The organism is Rhodococcus sp. PvP016, assembly GCF_017832185.1.
GTDB lineage: Bacteria > Actinomycetota > Actinomycetes > Mycobacteriales > Mycobacteriaceae > Rhodococcoides.
This window is the reverse complement of record NZ_JAFIBH010000001.1, coordinates 490,574-508,115: the sequence shown is the minus strand read 5'-3', so window position 1 is coordinate 508,115 and position 17,542 is coordinate 490,574. Positions and strand designations below refer to the sequence as shown.

Sequence of the window (17,542 nt, the reverse complement as noted above, 5' to 3'; positions counted from 1 at the left end):
TGCCTCATGATGTGATGAGGCGTACGTCACATTCGATCATCCGTCTCGTCGTGCGAGGAGCTACACATGAAGGCAGAGCCGACCGTGGTCCTGGAGGGCTACACCTACTTCGAGTGCCCACGGTGGCGGGAGGGCCGCATCTGGGTCTCCGACTTCTACACCCACCAGGTGCTGTCGGCGAACGAGGACGGCAGCGACGTCCGAGTGGAGGCCGAGGTGCCGCATCAGCCGTCCGGCCTCGGGTGGCTTCCCGACGGTCGGCTCCTGGTCGTCTCGATGCGGGACCAGACCGTCCTGCGGCGCGAGGAGAACGGCGACCTCGTGGTGCACGCGGACCTGTCCGCGCACGCGACCGGCAACGCCAATGACATGCACGTCGACGCCGAGGGGCGCGCCTACGTCGGGCACTTCGGTTTCGACCTCATGAACATGGCGCCGATCGAGACGGCGTCCCTGCTGCGGGTCGAGCCCGACGGCAGTGTGCACGAGGACGCCACCGATCTGCACTTCCCGAACGGCATGGCCGTCACCGCAGGCGGCGATCTCCTCGTCGACGAGACGCTCGGCAACCGGATCAGCGCCTTCGCGATCGGCGACGACGGAGTCCTCGGACCGCGCCGAGACTGGGCCGTGCTGGGCCCGATGCCCGAGTCGACGGACATGGCCGAGGGCATCGGCCAGGTGGTGGTGGCGCCGGACGGCTGCGCTCTGGCTCAGGACGGCACCCTGTGGGCGGCCGACGCTCTCGGGCAGCGCATCGTGCAGATTCGCGAGGGCGAGGGTGTGGTCGACGAGCTGACCTTCGACACCGGGGTGTTCGCGTGCGGATTCGGCGGCGGCGACGGCCGCACCCTGTTCGTCTGCGCCGCACCCGATTTCAACGAGCACGCCCGTAAGGACGAGCGTGAGGGGCGGCTGCTGTCCGTCCGGATCTGACACGCACGAAGCCCCGAGGACGTCCTCGGGGCTTCGGTGCGTCGTCAGGTGCGGACGGGTCAGGCCTTGTCGGGCTCGCTGGCGCGCAGCATGTCCTCGCGCTCGACGACCTTGACGCGCTCGCGGCCCTGCGGCTCGCCGAGGCTGCGCTCGTGAGCGTCGAGGCGGTACCAGCCGTCCCACGTGGTGAACGGGACCTTCTTCTCCTCGAGGAACGCGACGACGGCGTCCTCGGACGGGTCGGTGGCACCCGCGAACGACGGGGCGTCGGCGAGGAGGTTCGCGACGGTCTCGTTGGCGTCGCCCTTGGTGTGGCCGATGAGGCCGACGGGTCCGCGCTTGATCCAGCCGGTGACGTACGTGGCGTCGACCGGGGTGCCGTCGTTGTTCTTCACGCGGCCGGCCTCGTTGGGGATGGTGCCCGCGAGGTCGTCGAAGGGGAGATCGGCGATGTTCTGCGACAGGTAGCCCACCGCGCGGTAGACGGCCTGGACGTCCCAGTCGGTGTAGTTGCCGGTGCCCTTGACGTTGCCGGTGCCGTCGAGCTCGGTGCGCTCGGTGCGCAGTCCGACGACCTTGCCGTCCTGGCCGAGCACCTCGTGCGGCGACTCGAAGAAGTGCAGGAACAGCTTGTGCGGGCGGTCGCCCGCATCGCGGATCGCCCAGTCCTGCAGCGTGTTCGCGACCATGTCGACCTGCTTGGACTCGCGCCGTGCCTTCTCCGAGCCCTCGTCGTAGTCGATGTCCTCGGGAGCGACGATGACCTCGATGTTGGGGGAGTGGTCCAGCTCGCGGAGCTCGAGCGGCGTGAACTTCGCCTGGGCGGGGCCGCGGCGGCCGAACACGTGCACCTCGACGGCCTTGTTCGCCTTCAGGCCCTCGTAGACGTTCGCGGGGATCTCGGTGGGCAGCAGCTCGTCGCCCGTCTTGGCCAGTACGCGGGCCACGTCGAGCGCGACGTTGCCGACGCCCAGGACAGCGACCTTCTCGGCGTCGAGGGGCCAGGTGCGCGGTACGTCGGGGTGACCGTCGTACCAGGAGACGAAGTCGGCTGCGCCGTAGCTGCCGTCGAGGTCGATGCCGGGGATGTTCAGCGCGCGGTCCGCGTTGGCGCCGGTGGAGAAGATGACGGCGTCGTAGAAGCGGCGCATCGTCTCGAGGTCGATGTCGGTGCCGTAGTCGATGTTGCCGAGAAGGCGGACCTGCGGCTTGTCGAGCACCTTGTGCAGCGCGGTGATGATGCCCTTGATGCGCGGGTGATCCGGTGCGACGCCGTAGCGGATCAGACCGAACGGAGCGGGCATGCGCTCGAAGAGGTCGATGCTCACGCCGGGTCCGGAGACGTTGTGGTCCGACTTCATCAACGCGTCGGCGGCGTAGATGCCGGCCGGGCCTGCACCCACGATGGCCACTCGGAGCGGGCGGGTCTGGTCAGTCATCAGCGTGGATCTACCTAACATCGTCGTCGGCCGGGCGCCCATCGAGCTCGGAGCGGGCGTCGTGGCCGCAGGGAGGCGGACACCCCAGCATAAGTGACGAGGCGGCGCCTCCGGTGCGCCAGGTGGCCGTGACGTGTGCACAGAGAACTGGGTGAACATCGGGATTCGACCGAGTGATGCGGCGCACAGTCGGGCATGGATCGCGGACCGCCCGGGCTTGCGTCAGAGGACAGCTCGACAGTCAGAATCTTCGAAAGGCCGATCGACGTGACCGAACTCAGCCCCGAATCACCCCTGCTCCAGCCGCTCGAACTCGGCGACATCCACACCCGCAACCGTGTCTTCATGGCGCCGCTCACGCGTAGCCGCAGTGGTGACGACGGTGTGCCCGGTGACCTCGTCGTCGAGTACTACCGCCAGCGTGCGGGTGCCGGCCTCATCGTGTCCGAGGGAACCCAGCCCTCCGCCGTCGGCAAGGGCTACACCAACACCCCCGGTCTGCACACCGACGAGCAGCAGGCCGGCTGGGCGAAGATCGCGGACGCGGTGCACGGTGAGGGCGGCAAGATCGTCGTCCAGCTGATGCACGCGGGTCGCGTGTCCCACCCCGACAACTCGGGTCTCGAGGCCATCGCGCCGTCCGCCATCGCGCCCGGCATCGAGATGTTCACCAAGGGTGGGTCCAAGGAGATCCCCGCGCCGCGCGAGATCGCCGCGGACGAGATCGCCCGCGTGGTCGACGTGTTCGTCGACGCCTCGACCCGCGCCATCGAGGCCGGTCTCGACGGTGTCGAGCTGCACGCCGCCAACGGCTACCTGCTCCACCAGTTCCTGGCGGACGGCGCGAACCACCGCACCGACTCCTACGGCGGCAGCCCCGAGAACCGTGCGCGTCTCGTCGTGGAGATCGTGCGCGCCGTCTCCGCCGCCATCGGCGCGGGCCGGGTCGGCATCCGCATCTCGCCCGGAGGCACCGCGAGCGGCATCACCGAGGACGACACGACGGGTGCCTACGAGGCGCTGCTGTCACAGATCGACGGTCTCGGCCTGTCGTACCTGCACGTGCTCATCGACGCCGAGGATCCGTTCCTGGGCAAGCTGCGTTCGGCCTGGAGCGGCCCGTTCGTGCTCAACACCGGCTTCGCCGCGGTGACCACTCGCGACAAGGCCGAGAAGCTGGTGTCCGACGAGATCACCGACGCCGTCACGGTGGGCCGGCCGTTCATCGCCAACCCCGACCTGGTGACCCGGTGGACCCACGACACCGAGCTCAACACCCCGGACGAGAGCACCTTCTACGGCGGCGGCGCCGAGGGCTACATCGATTACCCGTCGCTCGAGGGCTGAGCTGCACCGAGCTGACATGATCGGAGCATGAGCTCCGAAGAGGATCCGAGACCCACCACCGCAGCGCCCTTCATCGCGGCCGCTGCGGTGGTGGTCGTCGTGGCGGTGATCATCGCGATCCTGTCGCTGACCGGGTCGCCCGACGAGAACGTCAGCGACAACCAGCGCGTCGGGACCGTCGTCGCCGCCTACGTCGAGGCCGTGAAGGCCGGCGACACCGCCGCCGTCACCGCACTGCAGTGCCCCGGCATCACCGATGCGCCGCTGGCCGACGCGGGCACCGAGGTGGATCTCGAGAACATCGAGGAGGTGCGGGTCAAGGGTGACGCCGCCGAGGCCGACGTGCGCGTCAGCCTCGACGGAAGCGAGCAGAGCCTCACCTGGAACGCGGTGCGGTCCGGCGACGACTGGCTGCTCTGCAGTCCCTGACGAGCCCTACTCGGCCGCGTCCTTGCTCGCCGTGCGTTCCGACGCCTGAGCTGCGAGACCGCCCTGGGTGCGCAGCGGAACCTCCTTGTAGAACAGGTTGATCACGAAGGCGAGCGCCAGGACGAACCCGGCCACGACGAAGACCGAGTCCATAGCGTCCGAGAATCCGATCTGGAACGGCGCCGCCACCGCGTCGGGCAGCTTCTGGATGAAGGACGTGTCGTCGAGGATGCCGCCGGCGGCCGATCCGTTGCCCTGCGCGAGCCCCTGTGCGAGGCCGGACACCGCGGGGTCGGTGCTGGAGGCGGCCTGGCCCACCGCATCGCGGAACTCGGGGGTCTCCGCGGCGGAGCGCAGAGCCGACGCGATGGCGTCGGTCACGCGCGAGAAGAGCAGGGACAGGAACACGGCGACGCCGATGGTTCCGCCGATCTGCCGGAAGAACGTGGCCGACGAGGTGGAGACGCCCATGTCCTGCGGCGGAAGCGCGTTCTGGATCGCGAGGGTGAGCGGCTGCATCAGATTGCCCAGGCCGAACCCGAAGCCGAACATCGCGACCATGATCATCCACAGCGGGGTGTCGTACCGGATGAACGAGAACGCGAACATGCAGACGGTCATGAGAGTCGTGCCGATGATGGGATACGGACGGTAGTGGCCGGTTCGGGAGATCATCTGGCCGGAGAAGACGGACGCGACCATGATGCCCAGCACCAGTGGGAGCATCTGGAACCCGGCGAGCGTCGGCGACGAGCCCTTGACCACCTGCAGGTACTGGGGGAGCAGCGTGATGCCGCCGAACATCGCGGCACCGGTGATGACCGAGAGCACGAGTCCGACGCTGAACGTCGAGTTGCGGAAGAAACGCATCGGGATGAGTGCGTTCGTCGTCATTCTGATCTCGATGGCGATGAAGGCCGCGATGCCGAGGACACCGATGGCGTAGCAGATCATGGCCCTGCCGGAGCCCCATCCCCACGTCCGTCCCTGCTCGGCGATGATCAGCAGGGGCACCAGTCCGACGGCCAGCGCCGCGGCGCCGCCCCAGTCGACGACCGCGCTGCCGTGTCGGCGCGGCAGATTCAGCACCTTGGCGACGACGAACAGAGCGACGATGCCGATGGGCACGTTGACGAAGAACACCCAGCGCCAGCCGGTGATGTTCAGGATCTCGGACTGGCCCGACAGCACGCCGCCGATGACCGGACCGAGCACGCTGGACGTGCCGAACACGGCGAGGAAGTAGCCCTGGTACTTCGCTCGCTCCCGCGGCGGGACGATGTCGCCGACGATGGTCAGTGCGAGCGAGAACAGACCGCCGGCGCCGAGGCCCTGGAACGCACGGAAGGCCGCGAGTTGGTACATCGAGGTGGCGAACCCGCACAGCGCCGATCCGATGACGAAGATGGTGATCGCGGTCAGGAAGAACTGCTTGCGCCCGTAGATGTCCGAGAGCTTCCCGTACAGCGGCGTGGAGATGGTGGCCGTGATCAGGTACGCGGTGGTGACCCATGCCTGGACGGAGAAGCCCTGCAGGTCGTCCGCGATGGTGCGGATGGACGTCGAGACGATCGTCTGGTCGAGCGCGGCCAGGAACATGCCGAGCATCAGACCGGAGATGATCGTCATGATCTGGCGGTGGGTGAACTGCCCCGTGTCGCCGCTCGTGTCCGGCTGTGGTGAGCCGGCGCCCGTGGCAGGGCGCAGTGTGTCGTCCGTCATCGGCTCATCTTGCCCCCTCGAGGCCGTACGCTGCGACTATCGGACATATCGGGCCGAGTCGACCATGTGAGAAACTGGTGTCGTGAGCTACGCAGGAGACATCACGCCCGAGCAGGCCTGGGAACTTCTCAGCACCGATCCGGAGGCCTCGCTCGTCGACGTCCGCACCCACGCCGAGTGGAGCTACGTGGGTGTCCCGGACATCTCGTCGCTGGACAAGCCGACGGCCTTCGTCGAGTGGGTCGGCTACCCGGACGGCGCGAGGAACGAGAACTTCGTCGACGAGGTCCGTGCCGCCGGGATCGAACGAGGCCCCGTGGTCTTCCTGTGTCGCTCCGGGCAACGGTCCATCGGTGCTGCCGAGGCCGCGACCGCTGCGGGGCTCGGACCCGCCTACAACGTGCTCGACGGCTTCGAGGGCGCGACCGACGCCGAGGGTCACCGCGGCAGCGCCGGGTGGCGCGCCGTCGGACTGCCCTGGCGGCAGAAGTGATCCCCACCGGCGGCGGGTTCTCCAAGCCCCTGCCCGACGGGGTCGGGCAGGGAACCCTCGGTGTCCGCGGCGGTCTGAACCGCTCGGGGTTCGAGGAGAACGCCGAGGCCCTCTATCTCAGTTCGGGTTTCGTGTACGAGAGCGCCGAGGCCGCCGAGCAGGCGTTCACCGGCGACATCGACCACTTCGTCTACTCGCGCTACGGCAACCCCACCGTGACGATGTTCGAGGAGCGGCTGCGGTTGCTCGACGGCGCCGAGGCGGCCTTCGGCACCTCGAGCGGTATGTCCGCGGTCTTCACCGCGCTCGGCGCACTGCTGAAGGCCGGTGACCGACTCGTCGCGGCGCGCAGCCTGTTCGGCTCGTGCTTCGTGGTGTGCAACGAGATCCTGCCGCGGTGGGGAGTCGAGACCGTGTTCGTCGACGGCGACGACCTCGACCAGTGGGAAGAGGCGCTCGCCGTGCCCACCACCGCGGTGTTCTTCGAGACGCCGTCCAACCCGATGCAGTCGCTCGTCGACGTCCGGCGCGTGACCGAGATGGCGCACGCGGCCGGCGCGAAGGTGGTGCTGGACAACGTCTTCGCGACGCCCGTGCTGCAGCGCAGCTTCGACCTCGGCGCCGACGTGGTGGTGTACTCGGGGACCAAGCACATCGACGGACAGGGGCGCGTGCTCGGGGGCGCGATCCTGGGATCGAAGGAGTACATCGACGGTCCGGTGCAGACGCTCATGCGTCACACCGGGCCCGCGCTCAGCCCGTTCAACGCCTGGACGCTGCTGAAGGGTCTCGAGACGATGCCGCTCCGCGTGCGGCACATGAACGCCTCGGCTCTCGCCGTCGCGGAGTTCCTCGAGGCGCAGCCGGGTATCGCATGGGTGAAGTACCCGTACCTGCCGTCGCACCCGCAGCACGACCTCGCGGTCTCGCAGATGAGTGGCGGCGGCACCGTCGTCACGTTCGAGCTCGAGGGCGGCAAGGCGCGCGCCTTCGAGTTCCTGAACGCGCTACGAATCATCGATATCTCGAACAATCTGGGTGACGCGAAGTCGATGACGACGCACCCCGCCACCACCACCCACCGGGCCATGGGCCCGGAAGGGCGTGCAGCCGTGGGAATCACGGACGGAGTCGTGCGTATCTCCGTCGGTCTGGAGGACCTCGAGGATCTGCTCGGCGATCTGGCGGGAGCGCTCGCTCGGTAGAGCCGAGTGCATCATCGGCCGGCTTCGGTGCGCTGAGCCGCGGTATCCGCGGCTCCGCGCACCCGGTCGAGGTCAGAGCCCGAAGGGCCTGAGCACCGTCGCGAACTTGGCCGTCGTCTCGTCCAGCTCGGCGCTCGCGTCCGAGTCCGCGACGATGCCGCCACCCGCCGTCGCGACCCCGCTGAGGCCGTCGGCGGCGATGTCCAGACAGCGAATGGCCACCATCCACTCACCGTCGCCCGACGCGTCGCACCACCCCACCGTGCCGGCGTAGAAGTCGCGGTTGCGGCCGGACTCCAGCAGATCGATGGTCTGGAGCGCCAGGTCGGTAGGGCTGCCCGCGACGGCGGGTGTCGGGTGCAGTGCGAGCGCGAGATCCAGTGCGGTGGTGGCGGGGTCGGCCAGAGTCGCGGTGATCGGGGTCGCGAGATGCCAGACGGCCGGCGTGCTGGTGAGGGTGGGGCCGTCGGGCACGGACACCTCCGAGCACAGCGGGGCCAGTGCCTCCGCGATCGCGTCGACGACGAAGCGGTGCTCGGCCAGGTTCTTGGCGCTGGCGAGGAGGTCGGCGCCCGCCTGCTCGTCAGCTACCGGATCCTGGTGCCGTGCAGCAGTTCCGGCGAACGGTCGGCAGATCACCTCGGTGCCGGTGCGTCGCACGAGGAGTTCCGGGCTCGAGCCCACCAGATGGCGGCCGAAGTACGGACCACCCGCCGCGGTGAGATCGACGGCGAAACCGTTGTGCATCGGATTCGCCTCGATGAGCGTGTCCGCGAACGCCGTCGGTGACAGCGGGGCGTCGAACACCAGCGTGATCGACCGCGCGAGCACCACTTTGCGTAGCGCTGATCCGGGATGGTTCAGCACCGTCAGGGCGCGCTGCACCCGCGCGACGTGCTTGTCGGGCGGCGGGTTCTGAGAGGCGATCACGGCTCCGGGGAGTGTGACCGGCTCCGGTGTGCGTGGCTCGTCGCGCCGGTCGAACGTCGCAGGCTCCACGAGCGCACACCGCGTGGATGCGTCGAAACCGATGGCCCCCACGAGAACCCGCGCGGACCCGTCCTCGAGGGCCTCGCGCGCGTCGTCGATGTGGTCGAACGCCTGCCGAGTGCCCGTCGCCTCGACGCTGCGGTCGGGTCGGGAGTAGACGAATCTCATCCGAACGGGTTCGCGGTGTGCCCGATGAGATCGGCGACCGACTCGATGACCCGGGTGGGCCGGAACGGGTACATCTCGACGCTCGCCGGGGTGGAGATACCGGTGAGCACGAGGATGGTCTGGAGACCGGCCTCGAGCCCGGACACGATGTCGGTGTCCATGCGGTCGCCGATCATCAGCGTGTTCTCCGAGTGCGCGCCGATGGCCCGCAGAGCGGACCGCATCATCAGCGCGTTCGGCTTGCCCACGTAGTACGGCTCGCGTCCGGTCGCGCGCGTGATGAGCGCGGCGACGGATCCGGTCGCGGGCAGCGATCCGTCGCGTGACGGGCCCGTCGCGTCGGGATTGGTGGCGATGAAGCGCGCGCCGCGTTCGACCAGCCTGATGGCGGTGGTGATGGCCTCGAAGGAGTACGTGCGCGTCTCGCCGAGCACCACGTAGTCGGGATCGATGTCGGTGATGATGTAGCCGATGTCGTGCAGGGCCGTCGTCAGGCCGGACTCCCCGACCACGTACGCGGTGCCGTTCGGTCGCTGGTTCCCCAGGAAGGTGGCGGTGGCCAGTGCCGACGTCCAGATCGACTCCTCGGGGATCTCGAGGCCGGTCCGGCGCAGGCGTGCCTGCAGATCGCGACGGGTGCGGATCGAGTTGTTCGTCAGGACGATGAACGGGGTGTTCGTGTCCTGGAGTTCCTTCAGGAAACGGTCCGCTCCGGGGACGAGGTGCTCCTCGTGCACCAGGACACCGTCCATGTCCATCAGGTACGTCCACGGGGGCGTCCCCGTCGCGGACGGAGCATCGGCAGGTCGCACGGCGTCGTCAGGACTCACTCTGTCGGGGCTCACGACACCATTCTGCCCCTCCGGAATCGTCGCGACCACAACGCGCCGCGGCGTCGGAGCCGACCCTTACAGTGGCCTGGTGCAGTGCGACGACCGAGTTCCGGTGATCCCGACCCTCCCCGACGCGCATCCACTGGACGATCCCATCCGATCGTCCCTCGTCGGCGCCCACTCACGATTCGCCGAATGGCGGGGCCGCATCGCGCGCTACCACTCCGAGGTGGCCGGATTCTTCGGTCACCCCGAGGACATGACGGCGCAGGACTGGGCCGATCTCGGCGCCCTGCTCCCGGTGGGTGAACAGGCCGCACTGCGGGGCGACGGCATCACCCCGCCCGACGGGTGGCGCGTTCTCGACCGCATCGGGCTGCTGCAGTTCGACGGATCCGCGCTGATGGTCGAGCCGGAACCGGCCGCGCAGGTGCTCACCGCCGACGACGTGCCGGAGATGCTCGATCTCGTGCACCGCACCCGGCCCGGCCCGTTCCGCTCGCGGACCATCGAGATGGGCACGTACCTGGGTGTCCGGGACGGGTCGCGACTCGTCGCCATGGCCGGGGAACGCATGCATCCCGACGGCTGGACCGAGATCAGCGCCGTGTGCACCGACCCCGATCACCGAGGGCAGGGCCTGGCCACCCGCCTGATCCGCGCTGTCGGGTACGGCATCCGGGAGCGGGGCGAGGTGCCGTTCCTGCACACGAGTGTGACCAACACCGGAGCCGTCGCGCTGTACGACACCCTCGGATTCGTCCTGCGTCGACAGACCACGCTCACCATCGCGGAGGTCGCCTGATGGTCGACATCCGCATTCTCGAGTCGCGGTCGGACCTGCTGGAATCGCAGCGTGTCTTCCGCGCCGCGATGGTGGGACTGCCCACGCTGCAGGTCACCGAGGACGAGATCGCGAGTCTGCGCGAGCCCGGTCGGACCTACGGTGCCTTCGACGGCGATCGTCTCGTCGGGACCACCGATTCGGCCCGCGGAACTCTGACGCTGCCGGGCGGTGCTCGGGTCCCCCATCTCGCCGTCACCCACGTCGGGGTGTTGCCGACCCACACCCGCCGCGGCGTCGTGTCCGCTCTGCTGCGGCGTCAGCTGCGGGACGCGCGCGATGCCGGTGGCGTGGTCGCCTCGCTTCGCGCATCCGAGGCGGTGATCTACGGCCGCTACGGCTACGGCGTCGCCACCTCGTCCGTGTCCGCGGAAGTCGTGACGGCCCGTGCGTCGGTGCGGGACGAGGCCGTGTCCAGCGGCACCGTCCGCCTCGTCGAGGACGGGGACGTGTTCGATGTGCAGGCCGGCATCGTCGCCGCGCACCCGTCGAGTCGACCGGGCACCATCACCCGACTGCCCGTCTGGTGGAACGCGTCGAGGTTGCGCGGGCGGACCGACACGGGTCCGGTGTGGAACGCGGTGCACTCCACCGGCGGGGTCGACGACGGATACGTCCGGTACCGCCCGCGCGACCCGCGGACGTGGTGGTCCGGGAACGACCGTCGGGTGGTCGTCGAAGACTTCCATGCGCCCGACGACGCGGTGTTCGCCGATCTGGTCCGCTTCCTCCTGCGGCTCGACCTCGTCGACCGCATCACGTTTCCCGCTCTGCCCGTCGACACCGTGCTGCCACTGCTGATGCACGATCGCCGATCCGTACGGCTCGATCGCACCGAGGACGAGACCTGGCTGCGCATCCTCGACGTGTCCGCGGCTCTGTCCGCGCGCACGTACGGGGCTGGGGACCCCGTGACCATCGCCGTGCAGGACCCGGACCTGCCGGAGAACGCCGGGACCTACGCCGTCGCGCCGGACGGCGTACGGGTGGTCGACGCGGCGCCGGATCTGACGGTGCACGTCCGAGATCTGGCATCGGTGCTGCTCGGCGGGACGTCGTGGTCCGCTCTGGTGACCGCGGGCCTGGCGCAGGGCGAGCCCGCGGCGGCCGATGCGTTGTTCCGGACCGCGTCGGCGCCCTTCGCCGGGGTCGGATTCTGACGCACATTCCCCTCCGATCTCTGCGATTCCAACCCGTGTGCCGGGTGGTTGCCCGATCAGTGGTCGTTCTGCTCCTCTCGACGGGGAACCGCGCGGAATCCCGCCGAGAAGTTGTGCGAGGGGAGCAGAAGCACCAGGTGGCATCAGCCGCTGACGAACATTCCACCCCGGACAATGGGAACGCACCCGCTCCGGTCCACTTCCGCGGCGACTGCGACATCGTCGCCGAAGCCGATTGCCTCGAGTTCTCGACCGGAGCTGCAGTCTCGCAACGCTGTCGCTGCATCACCGCGGATCGACAGCCACGCCGCCCGTGCTGACAGTGCCTCGGGCGAAGGCGAGTCCAGGCCGCGCTCTTCGTCGAGGGCCGCGAGCACCGCCCCCGCACCCCAGAAGTCCTCGATCGCCGGACGCAGCGACCCGTCGGGCCACTTCTCACCCGCCGCGACGACGGCAACCGTGGCATCCGGTGGTGTCGTCCGGGCGATCCATCGAGCAACCGCGGTCGCCGTGCGAAGGGACGCAGCGATCACCACGGGGGCGGCAGTCAAGGCCTCGGCAATGGTCGATCCGTTGGGGGAGGGAAGGACCAGACGTTGCGGCACCGGGTCGGCCGAACGAATCGACGATGCGGACAACGTGATTCGGCCGGGGCCCGACTGCGAGCGAGGGACGGCTACTGCTGCGCCGAAGCGTCGGGCGACCGCTTCGGCGTCACTCCACCGATGTGGCACCACCTGGATACCTCGGTCGATCGCGACACTGACCGTCGTGGTGAACGACAGCACGTCGACGACCACAGCGATGTCCGCGTCGGCGGCCATGGCGTGGGCGCCGCGCAGTCCCCACTCGAGACGTTCGCGGTATGCGTGCTGGCGATGTGCGGGGTTCACGGCTGTTCGGCCAGTTCGGTTCCGCGCAGCTCGTACGACTTCACGGCCCAGTAGATGCCGAAGGTCGACACGGCCACGGCTTCGACGACCAGCACCGCCAACGCGCCTTGGCGGAGAACGAGGACCAGTGCCAGCGCCGAGACAGGAGCGACGACCACGATCACGGCCACCGCCCGGTAGACCATGCGATAGCGGCGGATGCGGGCAGCAGAGTCCCGAGACGTGTCGAGAGTGTCATCGGCGCACCACCATACGGACGCGGCGAAGCTGATGAAGAAGCCGACGGCCGCTGCGGCATGGACCGCCATGCGGAGCCCGAAGTCGCTCTCGCCCGGCGGATCCGTGGGAACCAGCGCAACCGCGACGAGAAGCGAACCGGCCACGTTCAGCAGTCCGTTCTCCAGCGGGCCGTACCCGCGGTAGCAGATCAGCGTGATCCCGGTTCCGACGAGCACGCCGACGAACACGTCGCGCGCGGGGCTGTAGTAGTACTCGCTCATGGACCCGAGGACAGGCAGATCACCGTCGAGAATCGACCATCCGACAAGGATGATCGGCAGTCCGACCGCGAGGACGGACATCGCCGCGCGAAGGGCGAAGTAGGTGCCGACGATGTGTCGAGCCAAGGCGTCGGTGGGGTCGTTCGCGGCGGGGAGCCTGCTCATAGGACGACTCTAACGATCGTGTCGGAGGCTTGGTCTACCTTCGGGTGGACTCAGGGATCCGGGGGGAATTCATGATCGAATATGCAGTGCTCGAACCACCGACGGTGGCCGAGATACGCCAATTCGCAACGCGATTGAGCCTTGTCGACGACTACGAGACGGCCGCATCGGATATCGACGCCGTGAGGGCTCTGGAAGAGTTGAAGTCGGTGGGGGCTGCGGCGCAGGCTTCGGTGACCGATCATGTCTCAGCGGTGATTCGTTCCGATCGCCGCGACCGTGGGGTGGCGCAGAACAAGTGGGACGCCGGCATCGCGTCGCAGGTGGGTCTTGCGCGCCGTGAATCTCATCATCGAGGCGGCACCTATCTCGGCCTGGCGCGGGCGGTGGTGCAGGAGATGCCGCACACCCATGCCTTGATGCGCAGAGGCCTGCTGAACGAGTATCGAGCGATGCTCCTGGTGCGGGAGACCGCACATCTATCGGCGGAGGATCGGCGGGAAGTCGACCGACGTCTGTGTGCCGAGGCGGCAACCCTGGACGGGAAGGGAGACCTGCATATCGTCGCGATGGCCTCCGCCGTCGCACAGGAGTTGGATGCGGCGTCGGTGGTGAAGCGCAATGCTCGGGCGAAGTCTCAACGCCGGGTGAGTGTGCGGCCCGCACCCGAGTTCATGGCGTACGTGAATGCTCTGATGCCGATGGATCAGGCGGTGTGCGTCTACGCGACGCTCCGACGAGACGCCGACGCGATGGTGGGGTCCGGCCTGGCGGGAGATCGAACCAGGGACCAGGTCATGGCCGACCTGCTGTTCGAGCGCGTGACCGGAGCCTCCGCGGCACAGGGCGCCCCCGTGGCCGTGCAGATGGTCATGTCCGACGAAACTCTGCTCGCGGGCGGCGACGAGGCTGCCTACGTTCCCGGCTACGGCACCGTTCCTGCGGCGTCGGCCCGCAGACTCGTGGCGGACAGCGTGGACACCGGCGGGGCCGGGGCGACCTTGCGGCGCGTGTATGCGAACCCGACGACAGCTCACCTGACGGCGATGGAGTCCAGTGCGCGGACGTTCCCCGCAGGGCTGGCGTCATACATCGACATCCGGGACCGGACGTGCAGGACGCCGTGGTGCGATGCGCCGATCCGTCACCACGACCACATCACCCCACACCGGTTCGGTGGACCGACCACCGCCGACAACGGCATGGGCCTCTGCGCTGCCTGCAACTACGCCAAGGAAGCGGACGGATGGGAGACGACGAGGATCCGAGAGGATGTCGCCGGCCTGCACATCGTCCGCTTCCGCACCGCAACAGGCCACACGTACGACTCCGAGGCGCCGGCATCCCCGCGCCCGATGTCATCGTCGTCCGTCGAAGTTCGGCTCGACGACCTCATGACCGAGAGGCGGGCAGGATAGGTGTCGTCAGGTCGCGACGAGTGCGCACAGGGTTGCGCGCACGACGATTCGAACGTCGTTACTGATAGACATGACAGGAGTCGGATCCCTACCGGCTACGAGACAGGAGTTCGGTGTGGCACAGGAACTGAAGCTGGGATACAAGGCGTCGGCCGAGCAGTTCGGTCCACGTGAGCTCGTCGAGATCGCGGTGCAGGCGGAGTCGTCGGGCATGGATTCGGCGACCGTGAGCGACCACTTCCAGCCCTGGCGCCACGAGGGCGGCCACGCCCCGTTCTCGCTCGCGTGGATGACGGCCGTCGGCGAGCGCACGAAGACCCTGCAGCTGGGCACGTCGGTCATGACTCCGACGTTCCGCTACAACCCCGCCGTGATCGCCCAGGCGTTCGCGACGATGGCGTGCCTGTACCCGAACCGGATCATGCTGGGCGTCGGCACCGGTGAGGCCCTGAACGAGATCGCGACCGGATTCGACGGCGAATGGCCAGAGTTCAAGGAGCGGTTCGCGCGCCTGCGTGAGGCGGTGTCGCTGATGCGCGAGCTGTGGCTCGGAGATCGCGTCGACTTCGAGGGCGAGTACTACAAGACCAAGGGCGCCTCGATCTACGACGTTCCCGACGGTGGGGTCCCGGTGTACATCGCCGCCGGTGGCCCGGTGGTCGCGCGCTATGCCGGACGCAGCGGCGACGGCTTCATCTGCACGTCCGGCAAGGGCATGGAGCTCTACACCGACAAACTGATCCCCGCGGTGGCCGAGGGTGCGGAGAAGATGAACCGGTCCGTGGGCGACATCGACCACATGATCGAGATCAAGATCTCGTACGACACGGATCCCGATGCGGCACTGGAGAACACCCGGTTCTGGGCTCCGCTGTCACTGACGCCGGAGCAGAAGCACTCCATCGACGATCCGATCGAGATGGAGAAGGCCGCGGACGAGCTGCCGATCGAGCAGGTGGCCAAGCGGTGGATCGTCGCGTCCGATCCCGACGAGGCCGTCGAGAAGGTGAAGCCGTACGTCGACGCCGGTCTCAACCACCTGGTGTTCCATGCGCCGGGCCACGATCAGCGTCGGTTCCTGGAGCTGTTCAAGACCGATCTCGAACCCCGTCTGCGCCGACTGGGCTGACCGCTCGCGCGAGGATGCGGTGCAGGTGCGCCGCATCCTCGGTGCTCAGGTGCTGTAGGGATGGCGGTGGCGGATCGCTGATGTCGCCGACACGCTCCATGACCGCGCGGCCGTCGTCCGTGACCGTGACGCGCTTGCTGCGTCGATCGGCTTCCACCGTGCGCTGGACGTAGCCGCGCTTCTCCAGATCGTTGACGCACACCGTCGTCGCCGGGGCGTCCATCGCCGCGGCCGACGCCAGTTCGGTCATGGTGAGCGACCCCGACATCAGGCGGCGTAGTACGCGTACGCGGCTGAACGGCATGTCGACCTCGGCCGCCACCCGTCGGCGCCACGTGTCGCGGTTCTCGAAGACCAGCGAGGTCATCGCGGCCCAGGCCTCCTCGATCGGCCGGCTCCGGCCGTCAGGCACGAGCGGGCTCCGGTGTCCGGAACAGTGCGGCAACGTCGTCCGCGGTGCGCGTGGCCCGCCTGCTCGCGCTGACCAGACCCAGGCCCGCGACGATCACACCGATGGCGGCCAGAGCCCACCAGACCGTGTGGGTGGAGGCGGCGAACCCCGCGTCGATTCCGGCCGCGGCACCCGCGGTGGTGAGGCTCCCGCAGAGCGCGACGCCGATACTGACGCCGATCTGGCGGCTGGTCGACGCGACCGCCGACGCCGCACCCGCGCGATCGCGGGGCATCCCGCCGACGGCCGCGTTGGTGATGGGGGCGTTGACCAGCCCGAAGCCGACACCGAAGATCGCGAACATGACGAGCAGCGCGCTGACAGGGGTGGTGGCGGAGAGGCGGGTGAGGGTCAGACCGGCGACGGCGATGACCACACCGGCGACGGTCATCGAGGGGCGGGCACCCCACCGCGCCACCATCCGCCCGGACAGCGGCGAGCAGATCAGCGTGGCGAGTGCCAGCGGCAGGAAGGACGCACCCGTGCCGATCGCGCTGAAGCCGCGCACCTCCTGCAGGTACAGCGACATGAGGAACAGGAACGCCCCGTATCCGCCGAAGGCGCACACGGCGACGATCGTCGCCGACGAGAACGGGATGCTGCGGAAGAAGCGCAGATCGATGAACGGGTCGACGCGCCTGTTCTCGTAAAGGACGAACGCGACGAACGAGGCGGCGGACAGGGCGAAGACGGCGAGGGTGACGGGCGACGACCATCCGAGCGAGGGACCCTCGATGAGGCCGAACACGAGGGCGGCCAGCATGACGACACCGAGCAGCTGACCGACCGGGTCGAACGCGCGCACGACCGGGGATCGCGACTCGGGGACGAACACGGCGGCCAGGACGAAGGCCGCGAGGCAGACCGGGATGTTGATCCAGAAGACGGACCGCCACCCGGAGATCTCGATCAACAGTCCGCCGAGCATGGGTCCGAGGGCCATGGAGATGCCGACTACGGCGCCCCACATACCGATCGCCCGGGCACGCTCGGCCTTGCCGGTGAACACCTGCGTGATGATCGACATGGCGACGGGGTTGAGCATCGACCCACCGATCGCCTGGACCATCCGCGCGAGGATGAGGATCGGCGCGGTGGGGGCCAGGCTGCAGAGCAGCGAGCCGACGGCGAAGCTGACGAGTCCGATCTGAAAGATCCGGCGCCGCCCCACGCGGTCCGCCGTCGTGCCGGACAGCAGCAGCAGGCTCGCGAGCACCAGTGTGTAGACGTCGATGGTCCACTGGAGTTGGGACACGGACGCGCCGAGTTCGGTGCGGATGGCGGGCAGCGCGACGTTCACGATGGTGGCGTCCATCGAGACGATGAGCAGGCTGAGGCAACACGTGGCCAGCACGATCATCTTGTGACGCTGGTCGAGACCGCGTGACGAGACAGTTGTGGACACACAAGCATTATGCTT

General features: G+C 68.5%; 17 protein-coding genes. 9 read left to right on the top strand and 8 right to left on the bottom strand.

The genetic code is table 11. The annotated features are described in order from the left end of the window. Positions 1-66 precede the first annotated feature (66 nt). Positions 67-936, top strand: coding sequence for an SMP-30/gluconolactonase/LRE family protein (locus JOE30_RS02280; RefSeq protein WP_204869221.1), 870 nt, complete (start codon positions 67-69; stop codon positions 934-936). A 59-nt stretch (positions 937-995) separates the two neighbouring features. Here the strand turns inward: JOE30_RS02280 and JOE30_RS02275 are convergent, their stop codons facing one another. After that, positions 996-2,375, bottom strand: a complete 1,380-nt coding sequence (locus tag JOE30_RS02275; RefSeq protein WP_204869220.1) for an FAD-dependent oxidoreductase — start codon at positions 2,373-2,375, stop codon at positions 996-998. A 267-nt stretch (positions 2,376-2,642) separates the two neighbouring features. On the opposite strand from JOE30_RS02275, the gene JOE30_RS02270 reads away from it, so the two are divergent. Together JOE30_RS02270 and JOE30_RS02265 are read left to right on the top strand one after the other, a co-directional pair. After that, positions 2,643-3,722 (top strand): alkene reductase, encoded by a 1,080-nt coding sequence (locus JOE30_RS02270; RefSeq protein WP_307806032.1) that lies wholly within the window; start codon positions 2,643-2,645, stop codon positions 3,720-3,722. 27 nt (positions 3,723-3,749) lie between these two features. After that, positions 3,750-4,151, top strand: coding sequence for a hypothetical protein (locus JOE30_RS02265; protein WP_204869218.1), 402 nt, complete (start codon positions 3,750-3,752; stop codon positions 4,149-4,151). Positions 4,152-4,157: 6 nt separating this feature from the next. On the opposite strand, the gene JOE30_RS02260 is transcribed toward JOE30_RS02265, so the two are convergent. After that, positions 4,158-5,873, bottom strand: coding sequence for an MDR family MFS transporter (locus tag JOE30_RS02260; protein WP_204869217.1), 1,716 nt, complete (start codon positions 5,871-5,873; stop codon positions 4,158-4,160). A gap of 82 nt (positions 5,874-5,955) precedes the next feature. Between JOE30_RS02260 and JOE30_RS02255 the strand changes: the two genes are divergently transcribed. Both JOE30_RS02255 and JOE30_RS02250 read left to right on the top strand, forming a co-directional pair. Continuing rightward, a complete protein-coding gene (locus JOE30_RS02255) occupies positions 5,956-6,366 on the top strand; it encodes a rhodanese-like domain-containing protein (protein WP_204869216.1) in 411 nt (136 codons plus the stop codon). Beyond that, on the top strand, positions 6,366-7,571 hold the full coding sequence (locus tag JOE30_RS02250) for an O-succinylhomoserine sulfhydrylase (protein WP_204870698.1): 1,206 nt from the start codon (positions 6,366-6,368) through the stop codon (positions 7,569-7,571). The genes JOE30_RS02255 and JOE30_RS02250 overlap by 1 nt, the downstream gene beginning before the upstream one ends. 72 nt (positions 7,572-7,643) lie before the next feature. On the opposite strand, the gene JOE30_RS02245 is transcribed toward JOE30_RS02250, so the two are convergent. Continuing rightward, positions 7,644-8,729, bottom strand: a complete 1,086-nt coding sequence (locus JOE30_RS02245) for an isochorismate synthase MenF (RefSeq protein ID WP_204869215.1) — start codon at positions 8,727-8,729, stop codon at positions 7,644-7,646. Further along, positions 8,726-9,487: an HAD-IIA family hydrolase gene (locus JOE30_RS02240; RefSeq protein WP_204869214.1), complete on the bottom strand. Its 762-nt coding sequence runs from the start codon at positions 9,485-9,487 to the stop codon at positions 8,726-8,728. Before JOE30_RS02240 ends, JOE30_RS02245 begins: the two co-directional genes overlap by 4 nt. Positions 9,488-9,650: 163 nt before the next feature. Here JOE30_RS02240 and JOE30_RS02235 point away from each other — a divergent pair, with 163 nt between their 5' ends. Then, positions 9,651-10,367 carry a GNAT family N-acetyltransferase gene (locus tag JOE30_RS02235; protein WP_307806031.1) on the top strand — a complete coding sequence of 239 codons (717 nt, stop codon included), beginning with the start codon at positions 9,651-9,653 and terminating at the stop codon, positions 10,365-10,367. Continuing rightward, positions 10,367-11,566 (top strand): GNAT family N-acetyltransferase, encoded by a 1,200-nt coding sequence (locus tag JOE30_RS02230; RefSeq protein WP_204869212.1) that lies wholly within the window; start codon positions 10,367-10,369, stop codon positions 11,564-11,566. Before JOE30_RS02235 ends, JOE30_RS02230 begins: the two co-directional genes overlap by 1 nt. Before the next feature lie 143 nt (positions 11,567-11,709). Here the strand turns inward: JOE30_RS02230 and JOE30_RS02225 are convergent, their stop codons facing one another. Together JOE30_RS02225 and JOE30_RS02220 are read right to left on the bottom strand one after the other, a co-directional pair. After that, entirely contained in the window at positions 11,710-12,459 is a 750-nt protein-coding gene (locus JOE30_RS02225; protein WP_307806030.1) for a 2-phosphosulfolactate phosphatase, read from the bottom strand. Next, on the bottom strand, positions 12,456-13,124 hold the full coding sequence (locus JOE30_RS02220) for a hypothetical protein (protein WP_204869211.1): 669 nt from the start codon (positions 13,122-13,124) through the stop codon (positions 12,456-12,458). The genes JOE30_RS02225 and JOE30_RS02220 overlap by 4 nt, the downstream gene beginning before the upstream one ends. A 71-nt stretch (positions 13,125-13,195) precedes the next feature. On the opposite strand from JOE30_RS02220, the gene JOE30_RS02215 reads away from it, so the two are divergent. Both JOE30_RS02215 and fgd read left to right on the top strand, forming a co-directional pair. Further along, positions 13,196-14,542: an HNH endonuclease signature motif containing protein gene (locus JOE30_RS02215; protein WP_204869210.1), complete on the top strand. Its 1,347-nt coding sequence runs from the start codon at positions 13,196-13,198 to the stop codon at positions 14,540-14,542. 115 nt (positions 14,543-14,657) lie between these two features. Beyond that, positions 14,658-15,671, top strand: a complete 1,014-nt coding sequence (gene fgd / locus JOE30_RS02210; RefSeq protein ID WP_204869209.1) for a glucose-6-phosphate dehydrogenase (coenzyme-F420) — start codon at positions 14,658-14,660, stop codon at positions 15,669-15,671. Here fgd and JOE30_RS21155 read toward each other — a convergent pair. After that, entirely contained in the window at positions 15,631-16,083 is a 453-nt protein-coding gene (locus JOE30_RS21155; RefSeq protein ID WP_204869208.1) for a MarR family winged helix-turn-helix transcriptional regulator, read from the bottom strand. The genes fgd and JOE30_RS21155 overlap by 41 nt on opposite strands. Continuing rightward, a complete protein-coding gene (locus JOE30_RS02200) occupies positions 16,076-17,527 on the bottom strand; it encodes a DHA2 family efflux MFS transporter permease subunit (RefSeq protein ID WP_371831697.1) in 1,452 nt (483 codons plus the stop codon). The genes JOE30_RS21155 and JOE30_RS02200 overlap by 8 nt, the downstream gene beginning before the upstream one ends. Between the last annotated feature and the right edge of the window lie 15 nt (positions 17,528-17,542).

What these genes read in the sequence shown, in the direction of transcription:
- JOE30_RS02230 (WP_204869212.1), top strand. Translation starts at nt 10,367, where the DNA reads ATGGTCGACATCCGCATTCTCGAGTCGCGGTCGGACCTGCTGGAATCG.
- JOE30_RS02245 (WP_204869215.1), bottom strand. Translation starts at nt 8,729, where the DNA reads ATGAGATTCGTCTACTCCCGACCCGACCGCAGCGTCGAGGCGACGGGC.
- JOE30_RS02260 (WP_204869217.1), bottom strand. Translation starts at nt 5,873, where the DNA reads ATGACGGACGACACACTGCGCCCTGCCACGGGCGCCGGCTCACCACAG.
- JOE30_RS02215 (WP_204869210.1), top strand. Translation starts at nt 13,196, where the DNA reads ATGATCGAATATGCAGTGCTCGAACCACCGACGGTGGCCGAGATACGC.
- JOE30_RS02240 (WP_204869214.1), bottom strand. Translation starts at nt 9,487, where the DNA reads ATGGACATGGACGGTGTCCTGGTGCACGAGGAGCACCTCGTCCCCGGA.
- JOE30_RS02275 (WP_204869220.1), bottom strand. Translation starts at nt 2,375, where the DNA reads ATGACTGACCAGACCCGCCCGCTCCGAGTGGCCATCGTGGGTGCAGGC.
- JOE30_RS02265 (WP_204869218.1), top strand. Translation starts at nt 3,750, where the DNA reads ATGAGCTCCGAAGAGGATCCGAGACCCACCACCGCAGCGCCCTTCATC.
- JOE30_RS02280 (WP_204869221.1), top strand. Translation starts at nt 67, where the DNA reads ATGAAGGCAGAGCCGACCGTGGTCCTGGAGGGCTACACCTACTTCGAG.
- JOE30_RS02220 (WP_204869211.1), bottom strand. Translation starts at nt 13,124, where the DNA reads ATGAGCAGGCTCCCCGCCGCGAACGACCCCACCGACGCCTTGGCTCGA.